The organism is Pseudomonas sp. FEN (genome assembly GCF_904067045.1).
Taxonomy (GTDB): domain Bacteria; phylum Pseudomonadota; class Gammaproteobacteria; order Pseudomonadales; family Pseudomonadaceae; genus Aquipseudomonas.
The window spans coordinates 829,456-850,078 of sequence record NZ_CAJFDC010000001.1 but is presented as its reverse complement, the minus strand read 5'-3'; the positions used below and the strand labels follow the sequence as shown (position 1 = coordinate 850,078).

Genomic DNA, 20,623 nt, shown 5'->3' with positions numbered 1-20,623 from the left:
GCCTGACTTTTTCTAAATCCGAGGATTCGCTTCTCGACGAACAGCCGGCAGGACTGGCCGGTTGAGGGCTGCTTGCTGGGCGCCTGGACCGTTCGTGGCCTGACCGGGGTGGCGCCCGTAGCCCATTCGGCTTTGAGCGTCGTGCTGCTGGCCTTATGGCCACGGGAGTTCGCGCAGCCGGCGTTATTGTCCGCACCGGGCGCATCGGTAAGTGGGGCAAAGCACTTCCCCGAGCTTTCTTGCTATCCTGATCGCCCTCTTTCATGGACGAATACCGAGACAAGCCATGGCTAACCTCACCCCGTCACGCCTCGGGCAGATACTCCAGGGGCTGCTCTTTGCCCTGATCGGCATCGTCTTGTTAGGCATTGCCGTCAATCTCACGCTTGATCGACGCGAATTCCTCGCCCACGCACAGACCGCCGTTGGTATCGTCAGCCACTTGAATGCCGGTGGTTCGCATCCTGAGATCGCCTTCGCTACCCGCAGTGGGGAAAAGATTTCCTATCCCCAGGGCGGCTTTATCTTCGGCTATCAGAAGGATCAGCCGGTGCGGGTGTATTACCTGCCCGAGCAACCGGCCAGCAGCGCCGTCGTCGATGATCCGGCCGCATTGTGGGCCACTCCCGGGGTACTGGGTGGTATCGGTCTGGTATTCGTCATTGCCGGCCTGATGAGAGGCATCCGTCCGCGCGGTCGCGGCGCAGTTCATTTACAGAAAGGACTTTGAACGATGAGCTACAACATCCCGATCCCGCTCAATGAAAGTCGCTGGCAGTATCAGACCGCCAGCGGCGGCGGCCTGACCGTGGCCCTGGTGGCGGGCAGTGGCGGTTCGATCATCCTGCGTTCGCCCCAGGGCAAGGACGTCAGCTACCGCTACGGTGGCGTCGGGGTGGGTGTCGGATTTGGCGCGCGCCTGCCGCGTTTCGGCAAGATCAATATCCAGCTCAAGGGCAAGAGCGTGGGTGCAGCCGGTGCGGCGGAGGCTTTTCCCAGTACCGGCAAGGTATTTGTCAGCGACGCCTTGCTCAGTCGTGACCTGACCGATGACGATATCACCGGGCCTTGCCTGTATACCGAGGTGGCGGCGGGTCTGGTGGTCGGCGGTTCGGCCACGGCCCTGCTGTTCGGGCTTGATCCCAAGCTGCTGGCGTTGGCGGCGGTGCTGAGCGCCAACCCGGCGACCTCGCTCATTGCCTCCTCCACGGTCAACCGGCAATTGCTGCAGTCGGCCAAGGGCGCGGTGGTCATGGCCGGCATGAACGCTGGCGTGCAGGCCGGTGGTGGTGCCGCGATCTACATGGGCTATCTGTTCTAGCCGAGTATGGCGGGTCGATATCAGACCCATAAAAAAGCCGCGAATCAACGCGGCTTTTTCGATTCCATCAACGTTTACACGTTGAAACGGAAGTGCATCACATCACCGTCTTTAACGATGTATTCCTTGCCTTCCAGGCGCCATTTACCGGCTTCCTTGGTCCCGGCTTCGCCCTTGTACTGGATGAAGTCGTTGTAGGCGATCACTTCGGCACGGATAAAGCCTTTCTCGAAGTCGGTGTGGATCACCCCGGCAGCCTGCGGCGCGGTGGCGCCGACGCGCACGGTCCAGGCACGGACCTCTTCAACACCGGCAGTGAAATAGGTCTGCAGGTTGAGCATTTCGTAACCGGCACGGATCACACGGTTCAAGCCAGGCTCTTCAAGACCCAGGGCTTCAAGGAACATGTCCTTCTCTTCACCGTCATCGAGCTCGGCGATTTCCGCTTCGATCTTGTTGCACACCGGCACCACGAACGCGCCTTCTTCCTCGGCAATGGCCTTGACCACGTCCAGCAGCGGGTTGTTCTCGAAGCCGTCTTCGGCGACGTTGGCGATGTACATCACCGGCTTGGTGGTCAGCAGGTGGAAGCCGCGGATCACCGCCTTCTCGTCGGCGTTCATGCTCTTCATCAGGCCGCGTGCCGGCTTGCCTTCGGTGAAGTGGGCGATCAACTGCTCCAGCAGGCCCTTTTGCACCACGGCGTCCTTGTCACCGCCCTTGGCGTTACGCGCGACTTTCTGCAGTTGCTTCTCGCAGCTGTCGAGGTCGGCGAAGATCAGCTCCAGGTCAATGATCTCGATGTCGCGCTTGGGATCGACGCTGTTGGAGACGTGAATCACGTTGTCGTCTTCAAAGCAGCGGACCACGTGGGCGATGGCATCGGTCTCGCGAATGTTGGCGAGGAACTTGTTACCCAGGCCTTCACCCTTCGAGGCACCGGCAACGAGGCCGGCGATGTCGACGAATTCCATGGTGGTCGGCAGGATGCGCTTGGGCTTGACGATCTCGGCCAGGGCCTGCAAGCGCGGGTCGGGCATCGGCACGATACCGCTGTTCGGTTCGATGGTGCAGAAGGGGAAGTTCTCCGCCGCGATACCGGATTTGGTCAGGGCGTTGAACAGGGTGGATTTGCCGACGTTGGGCAGGCCGACGATGCCGCAGTTGAATCCCATGGTGTTTCCCCTAGGAGTTAGAGTCAGGCCTTCTGGCTGTGCAGGTTTTTCATCGCACGGTTCCATTTCCCGGCGAGGATATCCGGCAGCACGCCGAGGGCAAAATCGATGCTGGCATCGAGCTTTTCCTGTTCGGCGCGTGGCGCACGACCCAGGACGAAATTTGAAACCATACTGGCAACGCCCGGGTGGCCGATGCCAAGCCGCAAGCGGTGAAAGGTATTCTGGTTGCCGAGCTGCGCGATGATGTCGCGCAGGCCGTTGTGCCCACCGTGTCCACCACCCTGTTTAAGCTTGGCGACGCCGGGAGGCAAGTCCAGTTCGTCGTGAGCCACCAGGATTTCTTCAGGCGTGATGCGGAAGAATCCAGCCAGGGCCGCCACGGCCTGGCCGCTACGGTTCATGTAGGTGGTGGGAATCAACAGGCGAACATCCTGACCTTGGTGACTGAAGCGCCCGGTCAGGCCGAAATATTTGCGATCGGCCACCAGGTTGACACCTTGGGCGTGGGCGATGCGCTCAACAAAAAGGGCCCCTGCGTTATGCCGGGTCTGTTCGTATTCGGTGCCTGGATTTCCCAGGCCAACGATCAGTTTGATGGCAGTCACGACAGGGGCCCTTCCTCGGAGTTGTGGATAACACCCTCACTGCACAGGTGGCGGCGAAAGTGGACGAAACGCGTTCATTTACATGATGCAAACTTCGCGATCCCGCCCGCTTTACTCGCTACTTGCCAGCTCGCGATGTTTCCATGACTCCAACGTTACAGAGTAAACAATTACTCGGCAGCGTCAGCTTCCGGTGCAACACGTGGCGCGTGAACGTTGGCGACAGCCAGGTCGTTACCGTGAGCCAGTGCTACGAACTCAACGCCTTTAGGGGCTTTGAGGTCCGACAGGTGAACGATCGAACCGACTTCGGCGTCAGCCAGGTCGACTTCGACGAACTCAGGCAGGTCTTTTGGCAGGCAGGTCACTTCGACTTCAGCCACAACGTGGGAAATCTCGCCGCCTTTCTTGATCGCTGCCGCTTCGTTGATGAAGTGCACCGGTACGTGAGCGGTCAGTTTCTGGCCGGCTACGACGCGGACGAAGTCAGCGTGCATCACGTGGCCTTTGGCTGGGTGACGTTGCAGAGCCTTGATGATCACGTTCTGCTTGGTGCCGCCAATGTTCAGCTCGATAACGTGGCTGAAAGCCACTTCGTTTTCGAGCAGTTTGGCAACTTCCTTGGCCAGCATGCTGATGGACTCAGGGGCTTTTTCGCCACCGTAGACTACAGCTGGAACCAGGCTAGCGAGACGACGCAGGCGGCGGCTCGCACCTTTCCCCAGGTCGGAACGCAGTTCAGCATTCAAAGTAAATTCGTTCATGTTGTATCTCCAAATTAACCACATCCGCCCCAGCGTTTGCGACCAGCGCTAAAGGCGGTATGGGCAAAAAAGCCCCGCCCCAACAGGTGTTGGGGCGGGGCGCTTTTCGTCAACGAGACATCCGAAAGGGCAGGGCCCTTAGCGGAACATCGCGCTGATCGATTCTTCGTTGCTGATGCGGCGAACCGCTTCGGCGACTACCGGTGCGATATCCAGTTGACGGATACGCGCACAGGCTTGTGCTGCGGCGGACAGCGGGATGGTGTTGGTCACCACCAGCTCGTCCAGCACGGAATTTTCAATGTTCTCGATCGCGCGACCCGACAGCACAGGGTGTGTGCAGTAGGCAAAGACCTTGGCAGCGCCATGTTCCTTGAGGGCTTTCGCCGCGTGGCACAGGGTGCCGGCGGTATCGACCATGTCATCGACGAGAATACAGGTGCGGCCTTCGACATCACCGATGATGTGCATCACTTCGGAGTGGTTGGCCTTCTCACGACGTTTGTCGATGATGCCCAGATCCACGCCCAGCGACTTGGCAACTGCCCGTGCACGCACGACGCCACCAATGTCCGGAGACACGATCATCAGATTTTCGAAGCGTTGGTCTTCGATGTCATCCACCAATACGGGGGAGCCGTAGATGTTATCTACCGGAATATCGAAGAAACCCTGGATCTGGTCTGCGTGCAGGTCAACCGTGAGAACACGGTCGATGCCGACGACGGTGAGCATGTCAGCGACGACTTTCGCGCTGATAGCCACACGCGCGGAACGCGGACGGCGATCCTGACGGGCATAACCAAAGTAAGGGATCACCGCAGTGATTCGAGTGGCTGAGGAACGGCGGAAGGCATCAGCCATCACGACGAGTTCCATCAGGTTATCGTTGGTCGGGGCACACGTCGGCTGAATGATGAAGACGTCTTTACCGCGGACGTTTTCATTGATCTCAGCGGTGATTTCGCCGTCGGAAAACTTGCCGACGGAAATGTCACCGAGTGGGATATGCAGCTGACGTACTACACGCCGAGCCAGATCGGGGTTGGCGTTCCCCGTAAAGACCATCATCTTGGACACGCGCAGTACCTGAAGGCTGAGGGTAACCTGGATGAGTATAGGAAAATGGCAGGGGCGGCTGGATTCGAACCAACGCATGGCAGGATCAAAACCTGCTGCCTTACCGCTTGGCGACGCCCCTGTATCTGTTGCAACGAGTACCCAGTACCCGATTCCTAGAGCAGACTTTGCAGCTTGCGATGCAACATCGAAACGTTGCTTCCCTTTGCGACAAACCCTGTTTGGGTCTCTGTAAGAAGGGCCGAGACTTTATCAGCTTCAGCTTTGTTTGGGAAGGCCCCAAACACACAACTTCCAGTTCCGGTTAACTTTGCTTCGGTAAATTTACCTAACAAATTCAAAGCGTTACGTACCTCTGGATAACGCCTTGCGACAACCGGCAAGCAGTCATTACGACTGTTTCCCTTGGGAACGGGGCGCACTTTAATGGGCGCGGAGTCACGTGTCAACAGCGGATCCGAAAAAATTTCTGCTGTACTAACAGATACTTGCGGAACAAGCACGACATACCAGGGTTCTTCGGGGTCTACCGGGGTGAGTTTTTCCCCCACGCCCTCGGCGAAAGCCGCGTGTCCACGAACGAAAACCGGGACGTCGGCGCCCAGGGTCAGGCCCAGCGCGGCCAGGCGATCTTCGTCCCAACCCAGTTGCCAGAGATGGTTGAGACCGAGCAGAGTGGTGGCGGCATTCGAGCTGCCGCCACCGATGCCGCCGCCCATGGGCAGGATTTTCTCGATCCAGATATCCACGCCCAGGGTACAGCCCGATTGTTCCTGGAGTTTTTTCGCGGCGCGCACGATCAGGTTGCTGTCGTGGGGCACGCCGCTGAATTCGCTGTGCAGGTGGATCACGCCGTCGTCGCGGAGCGCGAAGCTCAGTTCGTCGCCGTAGTCGAGAAACTGAAACAGGGTCTGCAACTCGTGATAGCCGTCCGCGCGGCGGCCGAGGATGTGCAGCATCAGGTTGAGCTTGGCCGGCGAGGGCAGCGTCAGACGGGCAGCGCTCATGTCACTGACCCAGCTGGCGCGGCTGCCAGTCCTTGATCACCAGGGTCACGTCGAGGTCGCGACCGTGCAGCTTGACGCGTTCGGGCAACCAGTAACCGTTCTGCTGGCTGTAGCTCAGGTACTCGACCTGCCAGCCATCCTGTTCGAGGGTGGCCAGGCGGCTGTCGTTGTCCAGGTTCAGGCGGCTCTTGCTGTCCGGCGCGGGAAGTCCGCGGATCCACCAGACCAGATGGGACACCGGCAACTCCCAACCCAATTGCTCCTGCAGCAGGGCCTCGGGGCTGGTGGCGGCATAGCGGCCCTGGTTGGCGACCTCCAGGGTCACCTGGCCGGGACGTCCGGTCAGGCGGGCCGCGCCGCGCCCCAGCGGGCCGGACAGGCGGATATCGTAGTAATCCTGACGTTGCAGCCAGAACAAGGTACCGCTGCCGGAGTCCTTCGGTGCGCGAATGCCGACCTTGCCGTTGATCTGCCAGCCGTCGAGGCTGCTCAATTGCTGTTTGTGCTTGGCCCAGAGAGCCGGGTCGCCGTGACCTTCGACGGACTCACGGGCGCCGAAGCCCGCGCAACCGGCGAGCAGGGCGATCAGGCTGAATATAACGAGGTGGCGCAAAAACATAAGCTTAAAGAGTCTCGGATCCGGTCAGGCGCTTGATGGTGCCGCGCAGGAGTGGGCTGTCGGGCTGGTCCTTGAGGAACTTGCCCCAGATTTGCCGGGCTTCGCGTTGCTTGCCGTTGGCCCAGAGGACTTCACCCAGGTGCGCGGCGACTTCCTGGTCGGGGAAGCGTTCCAGGGCCAGGCGCAGCAGGCGTTCGGCTTCGTCGAGATGGCCCAGGCGGTAATTGACCCAGCCGAGGCTGTCGAGCACGGCTGGATCTTCCGGGTTCAACTGGTGGGCCTTCTCGATCAGTTCCTTGGCCTCGGCATAGCGGGTGGTCCGGTCCGACAGGGTGTAGCCGAGGGCATTCAAGGCCATGGCATTGTCGGGTTCGCGCTTGAGGATGGCGCGCAGGTCTTTCTCCATCTGCGCCAGGTCGTCACGCTTTTCCGCCTGCATGGCCCGGGTGTAGAGCAGGTTCAGGTCGTCCGGGTACTGCAACAGGGCCTGTTGCAGTACGCTCCAGGCGCGATCGCCCTGATGATTGGCGGAAAGGATCTCGGCTTCGATCAGGTAGAGCTGGATCGCGTCGTCCGGCTGCTCGTCGCGGGCGGCCTTGAGTTTGCTCGAGGCCTCGGCGCCGCGCCCGCTGGTGACCAGGATATCGGTCTGGCGCAGTTGTGCCGGCAGGTAGTCATTGCCTGGCCCGACTTGGCCGTATTCGTCCAGGGCAGTCTGCAGATCGTTGTGTTCCTCGGCGATGCGGCCCAGGTTCAGGTGCGCGGAGTCGACATGGCTGTCGCGGGCGATCAGTTGTTCCAGGTAGCCCTTGGCCTCATCCCAGGCCTTGGCCTCGAGGCAGACGAGCGCCAGGGAGAAGCGCAGTTCGTCATCTTCCGGGTATTGCTGCACCAGGCTGGAGAACTGGGTCTTGGCGTCGGCCATGCGGTCCTGTTCCACCAGCATGCGCGCATAGGTCAGGCGCAGGCGCTTGTCGTCCGGGTACTTCTTGATGCTTTTTTCCAGGATCGGCAAGGCTTCCTTGCCGCGGTTCAGCGCTTGCAGCAAGCGCGCGCGCAGCAGGATCGGGGCGATTTCGCCGTCTTCCGGCGGGTTTTTCTCCAGCAGCGTCAAGGCGCCCTGGGAGTCACCATCCTGTTGCAGCAGCAGGGCCTTGCCGAAAATCAGCTGACTGTTTTTCGGGTGCTTGACCAGCAGGCGGTCGAAACTTTTCATCAGACCGTTGCGGGTGTCCTGGTCGGTGTCGGCGGCCGACAGGGCGAGAAAGTCGAAATGGGTGTCGCCCTTGCCTTGCAGGACCTTCTCCATATAGATCATGGCGTCGTCATAGCGCCCGCCGCGGGCCAGCTGGATGGCGGCCGCGCGTTGCGCCTCGAGGTCGTCCGGGGCGTTTTTCGCCCAGATCAGCGAGGTGTCGAGGGCCGCCTGGTCGGCGCCCAGGTACTCGGCAATCCGGAAGGCTCGCTCGGAAATCCCCGGATCCTGGGTGTTGATCGCCTGGGTCACATAGTTATCCAGCGCGATATCAAAACGATTTCGCTGTCCGGCCAGCTCCGCGCTCAACAGGCTGAACACCGTATCTTCGGTGAACGAGCTGTAGACCTTGGGCTTTTCCGGGGCCGGGGTGGTGTCTTCAGCCGGCGGCGTACGGCCTGGCGACACGGGTGCCAAGGCCTGGCAGCCGCTGAGGAAGACAAAAGCGAGGAGCAACGCGGAGGATCTATTCATATAGGAGAAGGACGACTTACCTGCGGGTCGGGGCATCATGACACAAGCGGTGGGCAGAACCATACCCGAGACGCTCGGCAGACGCCTATAGCAACGTTACATTAGGACAATAGTCGGCAATGGTTGTTCTGAATCTGTCGAAGGTGGACAATTGTCGGCTTCCCGACATCATCAGCGACCCTGAATGGCCTTTCTTGCACTCGGCATCAACCACAAGACGGCGTCCGTAGACGTGCGCGAGCGCGTGGCTTTTACCCCCGAGCAATTGGTGGAGGCCCTGCAGCAGCTGTGCCGCCTCACCGACAGCCGTGAAGCCGCGATCCTCTCCACCTGCAACCGCAGTGAACTGTATATCGAGCAGGACCACATCGGGGCGGATACGGTATTGCGCTGGCTGGCGGATTATCACCATCTGAGCCTCGACGAACTGCGCGCCTGTGCCTATGTGCACGAGGACGATGCCGCCGTTCGTCATATGATGCGCGTGGCTTCGGGGCTGGATTCGCTGGTCCTCGGCGAGCCGCAGATTCTTGGCCAGATGAAGTCCGCCTATGCCGTGGCGCGGGAGGCGGGGACCATCGGTCCGCTGCTGGGGCGCCTGTTCCAGGCCACGTTCAGCGCCGCCAAGCAGGTGCGCACCGACACCGCCATCGGCGAGAACCCGGTGTCGGTGGCCTTTGCCGCTGTCAGCCTGGCGAAACAGATTTTCAGCGATCTGCAGCGCAGCAGCGCGCTGCTGATCGGCGCCGGCGAAACCATCACCCTGGTCGCCCGCCACCTGCACGAGCAGGGCGTCAAGCGTATCGTGGTGGCCAACCGGACCCTGGAGCGAGCGAAGATCCTCGCCGAAGAGTTCGGCGCCCACGCCGTGCTGCTGGCCGATATCCCCCAGGAACTGGTGCACAGCGATATCGTCATCAGTTCCACCGCCAGCCAGTTGCCGATCCTCGGCAAGGGCGCGGTGGAAAGTGCCTTGAAGCTGCGCAAGCACAAGCCGATCTTCATGGTAGATATCGCCGTACCCCGGGATATCGAGCCAGAAGTCGGCGATTTGGACGACGTTTACCTCTATAGCGTCGACGATCTCCACGAAGTGGTCGCCGAGAACCTGAAGAGCCGCCAGGGCGCCGCGCAAGCCGCCGAAGAATTGGTGAGCTGCGGGGTCGACGACTTCATGGCGCGCTTGCGCGAGCTGGCCGCGGTGGATGTGTTGCGTGCCTACCGCCAGCAGAGCGAACGCCTGCGCGACGAAGAATTGCACAAGGCCCAGCGCCTGCTGGCCAACGGCAACAACGCCGAAGAGGTGCTGATGCAACTGGCTCGCGGCCTGACCAACAAATTGATGCATGCGCCCAGCGTGCAACTGAAAAAGTTGTCCGCCGAAGGCCGCCTCGATGCGCTGGCCATGGCCCAGGAACTTTTTGCCCTCGGTGGGGGCTCATCGGATAGCTTTTCGGATAAGAAATCGCAATGAAAGCGTCACTGCTCAATAAGCTGGACATCCTCCAGGATCGTTTCGAGGAACTGACCGCCTTGCTCGGCGATGGCGAAGTCATTTCCGATCAGAACAAGTTCCGTGCCTATTCCAAGGAGTACGCCGAAGTAGAGCCGATTGTCGCCGCCTACAAGCTGGTGTTGAAGGTGCAGTCGGACCTGGAAGGCGCCCAGGCGCTGCTCAAGGACAGCGACCCGGATATGCGCGAGATGGCCGTCGAGGAAGTCCGCGAGGCCAAGGAGCAGTTGCTCGAGTTGGAGGGCAACCTGCAGCGCATGTTGCTGCCCAAGGACCCCAACGACGGTCGCAACGTGTTTCTCGAAATCCGCGCCGGCACCGGCGGCGACGAGGCGGCGATCTTCTCCGGCGACCTGTTCCGCATGTATTCGCGATATGCCGAGAAACGCGGCTGGCGCCTGGAAATCCTCTCGGAAAACGTCGGTGAGCATGGCGGCTATAAAGAAGTCATTGCCCGGGTCGAAGGCGACAACGTCTACGGCAAGCTGAAGTTCGAATCCGGTGCCCACCGCGTCCAGCGCGTGCCGGCCACCGAATCCCAGGGCCGCATCCATACCTCGGCGTGCACGGTCGCGGTATTGCCCGAGCCGGATGAACAGGAAGCCATCGAGATCAACCCGGCGGACCTGCGTATCGACACCTACCGCTCCTCCGGCGCCGGCGGCCAGCACGTCAACAAGACCGATTCGGCGATCCGCATTACCCACTTGCCTTCGGGGATCGTGGTCGAGTGCCAGGAAGAACGGTCCCAGCACAAGAACCGGGCCCGCGCCATGTCCTGGTTGTCGGCCAAGCTCAACGACCAGCAGACCAGCGCCGCGGCCAGTGCCATCGCCAGCGAGCGCAAGCTGCTGGTGGGCTCGGGCGATCGCTCCGAACGCATCCGGACCTACAACTTTCCCCAGGGCCGGGTCACCGACCACCGGGTCAACCTGACCCTGTATTCCCTGGACGAAGTGCTGGCCGGTGGCGTGGACGCCGTTATCGAACCGCTGTTGGCCGAATACCAGGCCGATCAACTGGCCGCCTTGGGTGATTGAATGACTATTATTGCCAGCCTGCTGCGCGCCGCCGATCTGCCTGACTCGCCGAGCGCACGCCTGGACGCCGAGTTGCTGTTGGCGGCGGCCCTGGGCAAACCCCGCAGTTACCTGCACACCTGGCCGGAAAAGATCGTCAGCAGCGAAGCCGCGCTGGCCTTTTCCGGCTTCCTGCAGCGGCGCCGTGACGGCGAGCCGGTGGCCTATATTCTCGGCCAGCAGGGGTTCTGGAAGCTCGATCTGGAAGTTGCGCCGCATACCCTGATTCCGCGCCCGGACACCGAGCTGCTGGTGGAGGCCGCCCTTGAGTTGCTGTCGGCGGCCCCGGCGACCGTGCTCGACCTGGGCACCGGCAGTGGCGCGATTGCCCTGGCCCTGGCCAGTGAGCGGCCGGCCTGGCGGGTGACCGCGGTGGACCGCGTGCCGGAAGCCGTGGCCCTGGCCGAACGCAATCGCCAGCGCCTGGGCCTGGACAATGCCAGGGTGTTGAGCAGTCACTGGTTCAGCGCCCTGGAAGGTCAGCGCTTTCAACTGATCATCAGCAACCCGCCGTACATCGCCTCGGCCGACCCGCATCTGGCCCAGGGCGATGTGCGTTTCGAGCCGGCCAGCGCCCTGGTGGCGGGTCTCGATGGCCTGGACGATCTGCGCCTGATCATCGCCCAGGCGCCCGCGCATCTGGAGGCCGATGGCTGGCTGATGCTCGAACACGGATATGACCAGGCTGAAGCCGTGCGCGCATTGCTCTCGGCACAAGGTTTCGCTGAAGTTCACAGCCGTACCGACCTGGGCGGCCATCAACGCATCAGCCTGGGGTGCCTATCGTGCTGAATGACCAGGAGCTGTTGCGCTATAGCCGGCAGATCCTGTTGCAGCAGGTCGATATCGACGGCCAGTTGCGTCTGAAAAACAGCCGGGTATTGATTGTCGGCCTCGGCGGGCTTGGCGCCCCGGTGGCGCTGTACCTGGCGGCCGCGGGGGTCGGCGAACTGCATCTGGCGGATTTCGACACGGTCGAACTGACCAACCTGCAACGCCAGATCATCCACGACACCGACAGCATCGGTTCGAGCAAGGTCGATTCGGCGCTGCGGCGGCTGGCGGCGATCAATCCCGAGATCAGCCTGGTTGCCCATCGCCAGGCCCTGGACGCCGACTCCCTTGGGGTTGCGGTGGCGGCGGTGGACCTGGTGCTCGACTGCAGCGACAACTTCAGCACCCGCGAGGCGGTGAACGCGGCCTGTGTGGCCGCCGGCAAGCCACTGGTGAGCGGCGCGGCGATTCGTCTCGAAGGCCAACTCTCGGTGTTCGATCCGCGTCGCCCGGAAAGCCCTTGTTATCACTGCTTGTACGGGCACGGCAGCGAAGCCGAGCTGACCTGCAGTGAGGCCGGGGTCATCGGTCCGTTGGTGGGCCTGGTCGGTAGCCTGCAAGCCCTGGAAGCCTTGAAGTTGTTGGTCGGTTTTGGCCAGCCACTGGTCGGCCGCTTGCTGCTGATCGATGCCTTGGGCACCAAGTTTCGTGAACTGCGGGTCAAGCGCGATCCGCAATGCAGTGTCTGTGGGGGTGGCGATGCGTGATGCTCCAGTCGCGGTATTCGACTCCGGGGTCGGAGGCTTGTCGGTGCTCAAGGAAATCCAGCTGCTGTTGCCCAACGAGTCGCTGCTTTATCTCGCCGACTGCGGGCATATTCCCTACGGAGAAAAAAGCCCGGAGTACATTCGTCAGCGCTGTGCCGTGATTTCCGGCTTCTTGCGCGAGCAGGGCGCCAAAGCGCTGGTGATTGCCTGCAATACCGCCACGGTGGCCGCTGCCGCCGATTTGCGCCTGCGTTACCCGGACTGGCCGTTGGTGGGCATGGAGCCGGCGGTCAAACCCGCGGCGGCGGCCACCCGCAGCGGCGTGGTCGGTGTGCTGGCCACCACCGGGACCTTGCAAAGCGCCAAGTTCGCCGCTTTGCTCGACCGTTTTGCCAACGATGTACGGGTGATCACCCAGCCTTGTCCTGGTCTGGTGGAAATGATCGAAGACGGGGATTTGCACAGCGATGCCGTGCGCCAGTTGCTGCGCGGCTATGTCGAACCGTTGCTGGCGGCGGGCTGCGACACCCTTATCCTGGGCTGCACCCACTATCCTTTCCTCAAGCCGCTGCTGCTGGAGATGATTCCCGCGTCCATCAGCCTGATCGACACCGGTGCCGCCGTGGCCCGGCAACTTCAGCGGTTGCTGGAAGAGCGCGATCTGCTGTCAGCGGGACCGGCTCGCGAAGCGCAATTCTGGACCAGTGCCGATCCGGAGCACTTCAGAAAAATTCTGCCAATGCTCTGGAATAAGTCCGGTGTTGTGCGATCCTTTGCAGGGTAAAAACGTCGACGTAGAGCGACGGATCCCCGGTGCGCTCAGGCTACGCGCCAAGCTTCCATGACGAGTAGCGGTCGAGCCGCACCTGAAATGCATTGGGAATAGGATATTTCTCATGAAACGACTGTTTTGCCTGGCCGCGCTAACGGCCGTTATCCTGGGGGCGGGTTCAATGGCACAAGCGGCTGGCGTCGAATTCTCCGTCGGCCAGACCACCGATTCGACCCAGACCTATCGCCTGGGCCTGCAATCGAACTGGGATAAAAGCTGGCTGCAAAGTGATGTGGGGCGCCTGACCGGTTACTGGAACGGTGCCTACACCTACTGGGCAGGCGACAAGTCCCCCAGCAATCACAGCCTGTCGTTCTCACCGGTGTTCGTCTATGAGTTTTCCGGGGCGTCGATCAAACCGTATATCGAGGCGGGGATCGGGGTCGCGCTGTTTGCCCATACCGAGGTGGAGGACAACAAGCTGGGCTCGGCCTTCCTGTTCGAGGACCGCATCGGTGTCGGCCTGCGCTTTGCCGGCGGGCATGAAGTAGGGATCCGCGCGACCCACTACTCCAACGCTGGTCTGCGTACACCGAACGAAGGCATCGAAAGCTACGCGCTGCACTATACGATGCCGTTGTAAGGGACAACTCGGTGCGGCTCAGCCGCCTTCGCTTTTGCGTTTGAGGCTGGCCAGGGCGGCGAACACATCTTCGTCAATGATGGGGCTGCGGTCGATCTGGATCAGGCTCCAATCGCCATCGTCGCCGAGCTTTTCCAGCGCTTCGTCGGTTCCGGTGTAGCCCCAGAGCGCACTGTGGTCACTGGCGCGATGACGCGGTGGGAAGTGTGCTTGCAGCATCTTGCAGGTCGCTTCATCGGCGGCCAACTGTTGCACGCCGGCCTTGAGCCCACTGATGCCATTGAATTCGGTCAATGCCGGCGTTGATTCCGGCACATACAACAGCAACGGTCCTTGCCGCGGATCGCCGAGTATCAGCACATCATCGGAGGGGTAGCCGTTGATGTTCAAGCGATGCACTGGCACCTGGCGTGGCCCCTGCGCCGGGCGTTCGCGCTCGTGGCCGGGCAGCAGTTGCAGCAGCATCTGACAGGCGGCGTCGGAGTAGTCGCCGTGCAGGCGTGTCCGCTGGACTGCCAGGCGGTATTGCGCGCGCAGGAAATCGCCATAGAACTTCTCGTTGTCGGGCAGGCCTTCGGCGGGACGAGCGCTCCAGAACCCCGCCGAGCGCCCGGCGAATGTCCGGTACTGGGCGTTCAGGTAAATCGTGATCGTCGCCAGTGTCGCGGCCGCCTCCCGGAGCTTCTCGCGCTGTACGCTGGGGGTGATGATCAGTGCCTCGGGTTGCACCGGGATCTGGTACCGCTCTTCGCCGTGATCCTCCCCATCCACGGGAATGGCCACTAAGCTGCCGTCGACGGGCCGATAGTAAATGCCACGGCCCGGATACTCGGCCAGCCACAGGTCTTCGATATGCAACGGCAGGTCAAGGCGCCGTTGTTCCCGCAGTCCCCGCAGGTGTTGCAGCAGCGTGCTTACGTCCTCGTAGTCGCGCGCGCTCAGCGTCACCAGTGTTCGTCGCCCCCCGGCAAGATCCAGCCGGTAGGCCTCGCCGGCCTTGTTGACCGTATACAGGGTTTGCTTGCCCCGGACCTGCAGTACAACGCCGCCCAGCGTCAGGCGGCCGGTTTCAAATTCGATATCGTCCGGGCGACTCAGGTTGTCGGTGTGCAGCACCCAGGTAGATGGCGGGGACGTGGTGCAACTGGACAGATGAACCCGTGGGCCGTCGCTCAGGTACAGGTCATAGCGGCTGCCCTGGCCTTCGATGTCATAGTTCAAGTACTCGGCCTGTTCGCCCGGGTCGTCCATCACCAGTGGTGGCGCCTTTTGCCCCAGGCTGACCCGGATGCGCGTGAGGTGGTAGCGCGGCTGCAGTTTTTCCACGACCTTCTGGAACACCGCCACCCATTCGGACTCGATGAACTTGCCCTGGGTCTTTTGTTCCAGCGCCTTGAACAGCTGCAATTCGGCGTCATTGCGCTGGGTGGCGCCCAGCAGCCAGCCATATTGCGGCAGGTAGGTGTGCTCGGGCGTGACCGGCAGATGGAGGGCACCGAGGGTGTTTGAAACGGGCAGTGGCATCTGCGTGGGGAGTTCCAGGAGCCGGCCGACATCGATCGCCTCATGCTCGTCCAGGATCACCCGCGGATCGCCTGAACGCGAATTGTCGACGGCGTAGATCTTCGGACTGCCCAGATAGACCTGACCGTTACGCTGATCCAGATGGCTCACCACCAGCGGGCCGTCCGTGCGTAGCGCATGGCTCTCGGGATCCTCGACATAGCCGCTGCGGTAGGCCTGGATCTCCCGGTTGAATTGTTCACCCGTGGCCAGGACCTGATGGGCCTTGGCAAAGAACACCGACACCAGGCTGCTGGCGCCCAGGCCCAGGCCGGCCAGCGGGATCGACAGTGGCCCGAGGAATTCGGCGCCCTCGGCAAAGCCGGCGAGCACCATGCCCAATGCCAGGCTATCGAGCCCCACGTTGCTGCCGTAGATGGCCTTGTCCTCGGCGGTTTCGGCATGGGCGAGCAGGTAGCTGTCGACCCCCAGGCTGGCCAGGACCAGCAACGCATTGCCGGCGGCCAGCAGGCCGCGCAGGGTGAGTGTGTTGCCGCCGAGGGTGATGCCTCGGCCGGCCTTGTCCAGCAGGTCGAGGGTTTCGCTATCGAGGTGGCCGGCATCCTTGAGGCCGAGGTAAATCGCCCTGGCCAGCAGGCTGGCATCGGTCGCGACGCCCAGGAGCACCTGGGCCAGTTGGGTATAGAACTGTACCTGGACGGCGCTGGCCAATTGCGTCGACCAGGAAAAGCGCTTGCCGCTGGTGAGCAGCAACAGGGCGAAACCACTATTGAGGCTGTTCAGCCCATCGAGTTGTGTCAGGCTGTCGATCACCTGGTGGTGAGTCACGCCAGGGCGCGCTTGCAACTGACCGTTGTGGAATTCGAAGTGCTGCCGGACCAGGTTCAGCGTGCCGCGGATGCGTGTCGAGAGTCGGGCCAGCGGACTGGCTTTCTCCAGCGTCAGACGTTGCCGTGGCGCACCGATGAGTTCCAGCGCGTAGCCGCCGCCGATGGGCTCAAGGGTGCGCAGATCGGGAACCCGCTCGGACAGTGGCGCGCGGGGCGCGAGCTGCTGCCACTCCTGTTGCGCCGCCTGGCCAAGGTCGGCGAAGGCATCGCGTTGTATCCGCGATTGCTCGGCGATGCTGGGATAGGCGGCGCGGACATCGCCGCCCAGGCCGGGGATGTCGATGAGTATCCACGAACCATCGCTGCGCCGGGCCACCTCGTAAGTCGGGCCCATGAGGCCTCGGATGGGATGGACGATCTGGAACTTGCCGGCGATGCGACGGACCTCATAGTAGCGACCGGCCTGGAGGATGTACGTCCTGCCATCGGTCGCATAATACAGGCCTTGCTCATCCGGTCCTGGCAATGCCTGATCCGCCCAGTGGACCTCATAGCCCCGCAGGCGGGCCGGCTGCACGCTGCTCGAGGTGCCGGCGCCTTGGGCGCTGACCGGGAGCTCGGCTTGCAACGCCTTTTCCAACTGGCGCAGGCTGCTGAGCGTGGTGCGCGGATTGGCCAGCACCTGGCGAATCCTGCTCTCGTCATAGGTCGCACGGGTCAGTTGCCGCCACATATTGGTGGCCACTCGGCCCGAGCGTTGTCTGAGCAGGTTGAACAGTTGGGGCGTATCGAGCAGGAGCTTGAGTCGGGCATTCGCCAGGGGGGGCGAGTGAAACTGTTGCGGGCTCCAAAAGGCGTGGCTGGGGTCGAAGGGAAACAGTATCGACCGGATGTCGTGGAAGCCCATATGTTCGGCCAGTTCCTGTAGTGGCTGCCGATAGTCGAGGAGTCGGCCGATCACGTCGTCGCTCAGTGACTTCAGCCAGTCGGCGTTGCCCAACATATTGATCGGGGCGATGCCGGCGTCCGCGCAACGGGCGATCAAGCGCAGCCTGCGCGTCGGGATTTGTGGGTCTCTCAGCAAGTGGGCGATCTGATTGATATTGAGTCCCGGCCCCAGGGGCGGGGTCAAGGCTGGCGAGCTGAAGAGGATGTCCAGCCGCTCCAGCAGCGCCGGAAAGCGGCCGAGCGCGGCTCGCAGCAAGTTACGTCGCGCGGTGATCGGGGCCCCCGGATACTGGCTCGCATACTGGCGTAGTTGTGTGGCCGTGGCCCCATACTCCAGCGTGAGATGGCGGATGTTGTGATCGAAAATGAAGCTGTGCTCAACCAGGAAGTCGATGTCTGGCGCAGGTGACGGGGCGAGCAGCAAGGTTTCGAACAGTGCCCTCCGGTTCGGCGCGTCGCTCGCCAGGAACAAGCTCGGACGTGGTGGGGCGTCAATGTAAGCCTCGATGATCTGGCGTATTTCGGCAGGCAGCGCGGGCAGTTGATGGTCCTCATGGCCGGCATTGAATGCGGCGTCGACCGCGTTCCTGAGTCTCGCCGAATGGGACGGCAAGGTCACCTCCAGGTAACGGATGGCCGGTTGGAAGAGGCCGTGGGGATTGGGCTCGCCCTTGAGGATTGCGATCAGTTCCCGATAGACGTCATCGCCCAGCCAGACGCCCAGCTCCATATAACGTTCAAGGGCGCGGGTATAAAGGGGCAGATAGGCCGATGTCGCCAGGCGCGCGATCCGCGGATTGTGTTCGATCTGATCGGCGGCGGCATTGCGCAGCCTTTCTATGCTGAACGCGCCGCGTTCGTGGCTGCGGTTCAGCGACAGGCTCACGGCGTGGAAGAAACTGTCATCCCCGGCGAGGACGTCCACCAGTCCGCCATTGAGCCTGACCCTGTAATGATCAGGACTGGAGCGGTACAGCACGACATCGTGGCGCGCGGTAAAAATATCCGGATTCACCCGGTATCCATAGCTGTCTTCGTTGAGTCCGTAACGGACCGACCAGCCAAGTCCCGGTTCGCTGCTGTCAATGATCACCAGGTTGCAGCCCGGTGGCCAGTCGGGCAGGCTGGTCATGATCGGTGGAATGAGGCTCATCACCTGGGGATTCCACGAGCCCAGGCGGACCAGGCTGGCGATTGCCGACAGCCGCGATGAGGTGGGCGCTGTCGGCGCACCGCCGAGCAATCGCAGGCGTCTGTCCGTCGCCGGCGCCATGGGCGGTATGGCGTCGCTGCCGATCTTGCGCCAGGCCGGGTGACTGTCCGGCCGTGGCGTCGTGTCGCTGTCGGCGTTCGCCTGTATTTCGTAGAGGCGCTGCTGCACGTTGCCTGGCATGGGCAGCAGTTGGAAGTGAGCGGCGTTTGCGGCTGTCGGCATGGCTACGCTGGTGTTCTTCAAGGTTGCCAGCCGCGCGCTGAAGTAGTCGGTCCACGCCGGTTCCGGGAAGCGTTGGCCGAGCTCATCGAGCTGATTCAGGGCTGCCCAGTCATGGCCGTCGGGTGCGTTCGGGGTATATAGCAGCACGTCGGGGGCGCTCGGATCCGCACTGTTGAGCGCGAGTACACCACCGCTGATGAGATGGATCGCGGCGCTCTGCGGCGCCGGGGCGGGCGCCCGCCAGCCGAGGGCGTTGGCGTTGATGGGGTAGGCGTCGAGGGTGGGGCGGGTGGCGGGGTCTGGATAGTCGAGTACGGCCTGGATCCACTGTTTCTGGCGTGCATCGATGCGCCCGTGGAGCCTGGCTTCCAGGGCCGCCAGTTGCATGGCGGCGGCATTGGCGTATTGCCAGCTGTCACGTAGCGCTTGCACCCGTTCCGCTCCCGCGACAGTGCTCGCCGCCTTCAGTGCCAAGTGGCTTGCCCGCACTTGCCAGGTCGCCGCCCGATAGCATTTCCAGTCCTCGACGCGGCCCTCCTTGAAGCGCTGTCGCCAGGTCCGGTAGTGCAGCAGTTGCGCACGCTGACTCAAGCGAGTGTCGATATCCAGGATATCGCGCAGGTCCGCGGCGGCCTTGATGCGTTCCAGCAAGACCTGCGGCGTGTCCGTCTGGTGCTCGACAAAGGCCTCGCGCACCCGCCCTTGCTGGGCATTGCGCAATGCCTGTACCTGCCGCGCGAAGACACTTTCGTGCTGGTCATCACCCGTGCTGAAACGCTGGGCGATTTTTTCTCCGAGCCGCGCTTGCAGTGTCGTGTGCAAAGATTTGAGCGAGTCAAAGGATTCAAGACCGTACTCCAGGCTGTACAGCACGACCCGGCCCAGCTCACTGTGGAGCTCGACCGCTGTCTTGCCCTTGAAGTGTCTCGGGTCGGGGTCGCTACCCGGCAGGACGGCACCGTCGCTGCTGGTGATCACGAATGCACCCGGGCACGGTGTATTGTCCGAGGTGTCTGCGCCCTGGCGGACAATGTCGTAAACCCCGGGCCGCCGGACCTTGGGCGGCACCGGTAGGGATGCCTCGCGTTGCGCCCGGGTGGAATGGCTGAGCACCTGGTCAATCAGTTGCCGGTCGTCAACGGATAGCGTCCCATCGGCGCTGCGCAGTTGCGCCTCGCTGCCGAGTTGGGTTTTCAGGATCTGCGCGAGCCATTGCCCGGCAGGCTGACCGGCGCTGGCTCCAGTGGGCCGGGTCCAGAATTGTTGCAGTTGCGCCAGGTAACTCTGTCGCTGCTGGCGTATCTGCTCAAGCGCGGTTGTTGCCTGCTTCTCGCCCGTTGTCGGAAGCGGTTCCGGCAGTTCGTTGAACAGGGCCGCGACTTGCGCATTGAGGCTCTTGAGCGAGAGCAACAGTTGCGCCTGGATTGGCGCGTTGTCGGTCGTTGCCGGCGTGCTGTCGGTCGTGCAGGAGGGTGAAATACCGGGCGGTGGGGAGGAAATGGCGGGAGGCGTATTCATGGGCCAGTGATCTCGGGGTCCGGGGGGCAACTGTCGAGCTGCCCGCTGCTTGTGACATGTTCGTCGCAAGTGTGGATTGAGCCGGTTCACTGGATATATGGGACGCGTCCCTGACTCGGAGCTGAAATCGCCCTGATTCGGCCCCGCGTTTGCACCTATCGATAGGCCGTGGCGATCCCGCGGCGTTCTTCCAGGCAGTCCGCCGAGCCGGTTTCGAATTCCCGGCAGATCAGTGGGCGTTTCTCGTAGATCGTGCAACGCATGCTGTCGCGATCCAGCGCCGCGCACCAGCCATCGTCCAGGCGCAACATCACCTCGCCGCCCCAATCGTCGATGTCGATAAAACGTTCGGGAACGCCGGTATCGGTGATCAACAGGACCTCCAACCGGCAGCAGCAGGCCGCGCAGGTGGAGCAGGTGATCACAGGTTCGGCGAGGTCGGTCAGCGGGATCATGGTCATGGGCGCCAGTGTATGTCAGTGCCGTGACCCTGTATGCCGGAACAGACCGCCTCCCG

The 20,623-nt window shown here is 62.3% G+C and carries 17 protein-coding genes and 1 tRNA gene; 8 read left to right on the top strand and 10 right to left on the bottom strand.

All coding sequences use genetic code 11. From position 1 onward, the window contains the following. Positions 1-286 precede the first annotated feature (286 nt). Both PFEN_RS03975 and PFEN_RS03970 read left to right on the top strand, forming a co-directional pair. Positions 287-730, top strand: coding sequence for a DUF3592 domain-containing protein (locus PFEN_RS03975; protein ID WP_191485727.1), 444 nt, complete (start codon positions 287-289; stop codon positions 728-730). Between the two features lie 3 nt (positions 731-733). Next, a complete protein-coding gene (locus tag PFEN_RS03970; protein ID WP_191485726.1) occupies positions 734-1,321 on the top strand; it encodes a hypothetical protein in 588 nt (195 codons plus the stop codon). 74 nt (positions 1,322-1,395) lie between these two features. Here PFEN_RS03970 and ychF read toward each other — a convergent pair whose 3' ends face one another. The 8 genes from ychF to PFEN_RS03930 all read right to left on the bottom strand — a co-directional run bounded on the left by ychF (position 1,396) and on the right by PFEN_RS03930 (position 8,303). After that, positions 1,396-2,496 (bottom strand): redox-regulated ATPase YchF, encoded by a 1,101-nt coding sequence (gene ychF, locus PFEN_RS03965; protein WP_191485725.1) that lies wholly within the window; start codon positions 2,494-2,496, stop codon positions 1,396-1,398. Between the two features lie 23 nt (positions 2,497-2,519). Then, positions 2,520-3,104 carry an aminoacyl-tRNA hydrolase gene (pth, locus tag PFEN_RS03960; protein ID WP_191485724.1) on the bottom strand — a complete coding sequence of 195 codons (585 nt, stop codon included), beginning with the start codon at positions 3,102-3,104 and terminating at the stop codon, positions 2,520-2,522. A 170-nt stretch (positions 3,105-3,274) separates the two neighbouring features. Then, the gene (locus tag PFEN_RS03955; RefSeq protein ID WP_191485723.1) at positions 3,275-3,868 is read right to left on the bottom strand and encodes a 50S ribosomal protein L25/general stress protein Ctc; all 594 of its coding nucleotides are present in this window, start codon (positions 3,866-3,868) and stop codon (positions 3,275-3,277) included. Between the two features lie 138 nt (positions 3,869-4,006). Further along, positions 4,007-4,948 carry a ribose-phosphate pyrophosphokinase gene (locus tag PFEN_RS03950; protein WP_003171603.1) on the bottom strand — a complete coding sequence of 314 codons (942 nt, stop codon included), beginning with the start codon at positions 4,946-4,948 and terminating at the stop codon, positions 4,007-4,009. Positions 4,949-4,994: 46 nt separating this feature from the next. Next, a tRNA-Gln gene (locus tag PFEN_RS03945) sits at positions 4,995-5,069 on the bottom strand. A gap of 34 nt (positions 5,070-5,103) precedes the next feature. After that, on the bottom strand, positions 5,104-5,955 hold the full coding sequence (gene ispE, locus PFEN_RS03940; protein ID WP_191485722.1) for a 4-(cytidine 5'-diphospho)-2-C-methyl-D-erythritol kinase: 852 nt from the start codon (positions 5,953-5,955) through the stop codon (positions 5,104-5,106). 1 nt (position 5,956) lies between these two features. Continuing rightward, a complete protein-coding gene (lolB, locus tag PFEN_RS03935; RefSeq protein WP_191485721.1) occupies positions 5,957-6,574 on the bottom strand; it encodes a lipoprotein insertase outer membrane protein LolB in 618 nt (205 codons plus the stop codon). Positions 6,575-6,578: 4 nt separating this feature from the next. Further along, the gene (locus PFEN_RS03930; RefSeq protein WP_191485720.1) at positions 6,579-8,303 is read right to left on the bottom strand and encodes a tetratricopeptide repeat protein; all 1,725 of its coding nucleotides are present in this window, start codon (positions 8,301-8,303) and stop codon (positions 6,579-6,581) included. 184 nt (positions 8,304-8,487) lie between these two features. Here PFEN_RS03930 and hemA point away from each other — a divergent pair, with 184 nt between their 5' ends. The 6 genes from hemA to PFEN_RS03900 all read left to right on the top strand — a co-directional run bounded on the left by hemA (position 8,488) and on the right by PFEN_RS03900 (position 13,851). Then, on the top strand, positions 8,488-9,777 hold the full coding sequence (gene hemA, locus PFEN_RS03925; protein WP_191485719.1) for a glutamyl-tRNA reductase: 1,290 nt from the start codon (positions 8,488-8,490) through the stop codon (positions 9,775-9,777). Next, positions 9,774-10,856, top strand: a complete 1,083-nt coding sequence (gene prfA / locus PFEN_RS03920; RefSeq protein ID WP_191485718.1) for a peptide chain release factor 1 — start codon at positions 9,774-9,776, stop codon at positions 10,854-10,856. The genes hemA and prfA overlap by 4 nt, the downstream gene beginning before the upstream one ends. Next, a complete protein-coding gene (gene prmC, locus PFEN_RS03915) occupies positions 10,857-11,687 on the top strand; it encodes a peptide chain release factor N(5)-glutamine methyltransferase (RefSeq protein ID WP_191485717.1) in 831 nt (276 codons plus the stop codon). Beyond that, entirely contained in the window at positions 11,681-12,436 is a 756-nt protein-coding gene (locus PFEN_RS03910) for a molybdopterin-synthase adenylyltransferase MoeB (RefSeq protein WP_191485716.1), read from the top strand. The genes prmC and PFEN_RS03910 overlap by 7 nt, the downstream gene beginning before the upstream one ends. Further along, positions 12,429-13,220 carry a glutamate racemase gene (gene murI, locus PFEN_RS03905; protein WP_191485715.1) on the top strand — a complete coding sequence of 264 codons (792 nt, stop codon included), beginning with the start codon at positions 12,429-12,431 and terminating at the stop codon, positions 13,218-13,220. Before PFEN_RS03910 ends, murI begins: the two co-directional genes overlap by 8 nt. A 112-nt stretch (positions 13,221-13,332) precedes the next feature. Further along, entirely contained in the window at positions 13,333-13,851 is a 519-nt protein-coding gene (locus PFEN_RS03900) for an acyloxyacyl hydrolase (RefSeq protein ID WP_191485714.1), read from the top strand. An 18-nt stretch (positions 13,852-13,869) separates the two neighbouring features. Here PFEN_RS03900 and PFEN_RS03895 read toward each other — a convergent pair whose 3' ends face one another. Together PFEN_RS03895 and PFEN_RS03890 are read right to left on the bottom strand one after the other, a co-directional pair. Continuing rightward, positions 13,870-20,106, bottom strand: coding sequence for a TcdA/TcdB pore-forming domain-containing protein (locus tag PFEN_RS03895; RefSeq protein WP_191485713.1), 6,237 nt, complete (start codon positions 20,104-20,106; stop codon positions 13,870-13,872). Positions 20,107-20,261: 155 nt separating this feature from the next. Beyond that, positions 20,262-20,567 (bottom strand): YkgJ family cysteine cluster protein, encoded by a 306-nt coding sequence (locus PFEN_RS03890; RefSeq protein ID WP_191485712.1) that lies wholly within the window; start codon positions 20,565-20,567, stop codon positions 20,262-20,264. Positions 20,568-20,623 lie beyond the last annotated feature (56 nt).

Coding starts and splice junctions, on each gene's coding strand:
- PFEN_RS03975 (WP_191485727.1), top strand. CDS start 287: ATGGCTAACCTCACCCCGTCACGCCTCGGGCAGATACTCCAGGGGCTG.
- PFEN_RS03970 (WP_191485726.1), top strand. CDS start 734: ATGAGCTACAACATCCCGATCCCGCTCAATGAAAGTCGCTGGCAGTAT.
- ychF (WP_191485725.1), bottom strand. CDS start 2,496: ATGGGATTCAACTGCGGCATCGTCGGCCTGCCCAACGTCGGCAAATCC.
- PFEN_RS03955 (WP_191485723.1), bottom strand. CDS start 3,868: ATGAACGAATTTACTTTGAATGCTGAACTGCGTTCCGACCTGGGGAAA.
- ispE (WP_191485722.1), bottom strand. CDS start 5,955: ATGAGCGCTGCCCGTCTGACGCTGCCCTCGCCGGCCAAGCTCAACCTG.
- lolB (WP_191485721.1), bottom strand. CDS start 6,574: ATGTTTTTGCGCCACCTCGTTATATTCAGCCTGATCGCCCTGCTCGCC.
- PFEN_RS03930 (WP_191485720.1), bottom strand. CDS start 8,303: ATGAATAGATCCTCCGCGTTGCTCCTCGCTTTTGTCTTCCTCAGCGGC.
- hemA (WP_191485719.1), top strand. CDS start 8,488: ATGGCCTTTCTTGCACTCGGCATCAACCACAAGACGGCGTCCGTAGAC.
- prfA (WP_191485718.1), top strand. CDS start 9,774: ATGAAAGCGTCACTGCTCAATAAGCTGGACATCCTCCAGGATCGTTTC.
- prmC (WP_191485717.1), top strand. CDS start 10,857: ATGACTATTATTGCCAGCCTGCTGCGCGCCGCCGATCTGCCTGACTCG.
- murI (WP_191485715.1), top strand. CDS start 12,429: ATGCGTGATGCTCCAGTCGCGGTATTCGACTCCGGGGTCGGAGGCTTG.
- PFEN_RS03900 (WP_191485714.1), top strand. CDS start 13,333: ATGAAACGACTGTTTTGCCTGGCCGCGCTAACGGCCGTTATCCTGGGG.
- PFEN_RS03895 (WP_191485713.1), bottom strand. CDS start 20,106: ATGAATACGCCTCCCGCCATTTCCTCCCCACCGCCCGGTATTTCACCC.
- PFEN_RS03890 (WP_191485712.1), bottom strand. CDS start 20,567: ATGACCATGATCCCGCTGACCGACCTCGCCGAACCTGTGATCACCTGC.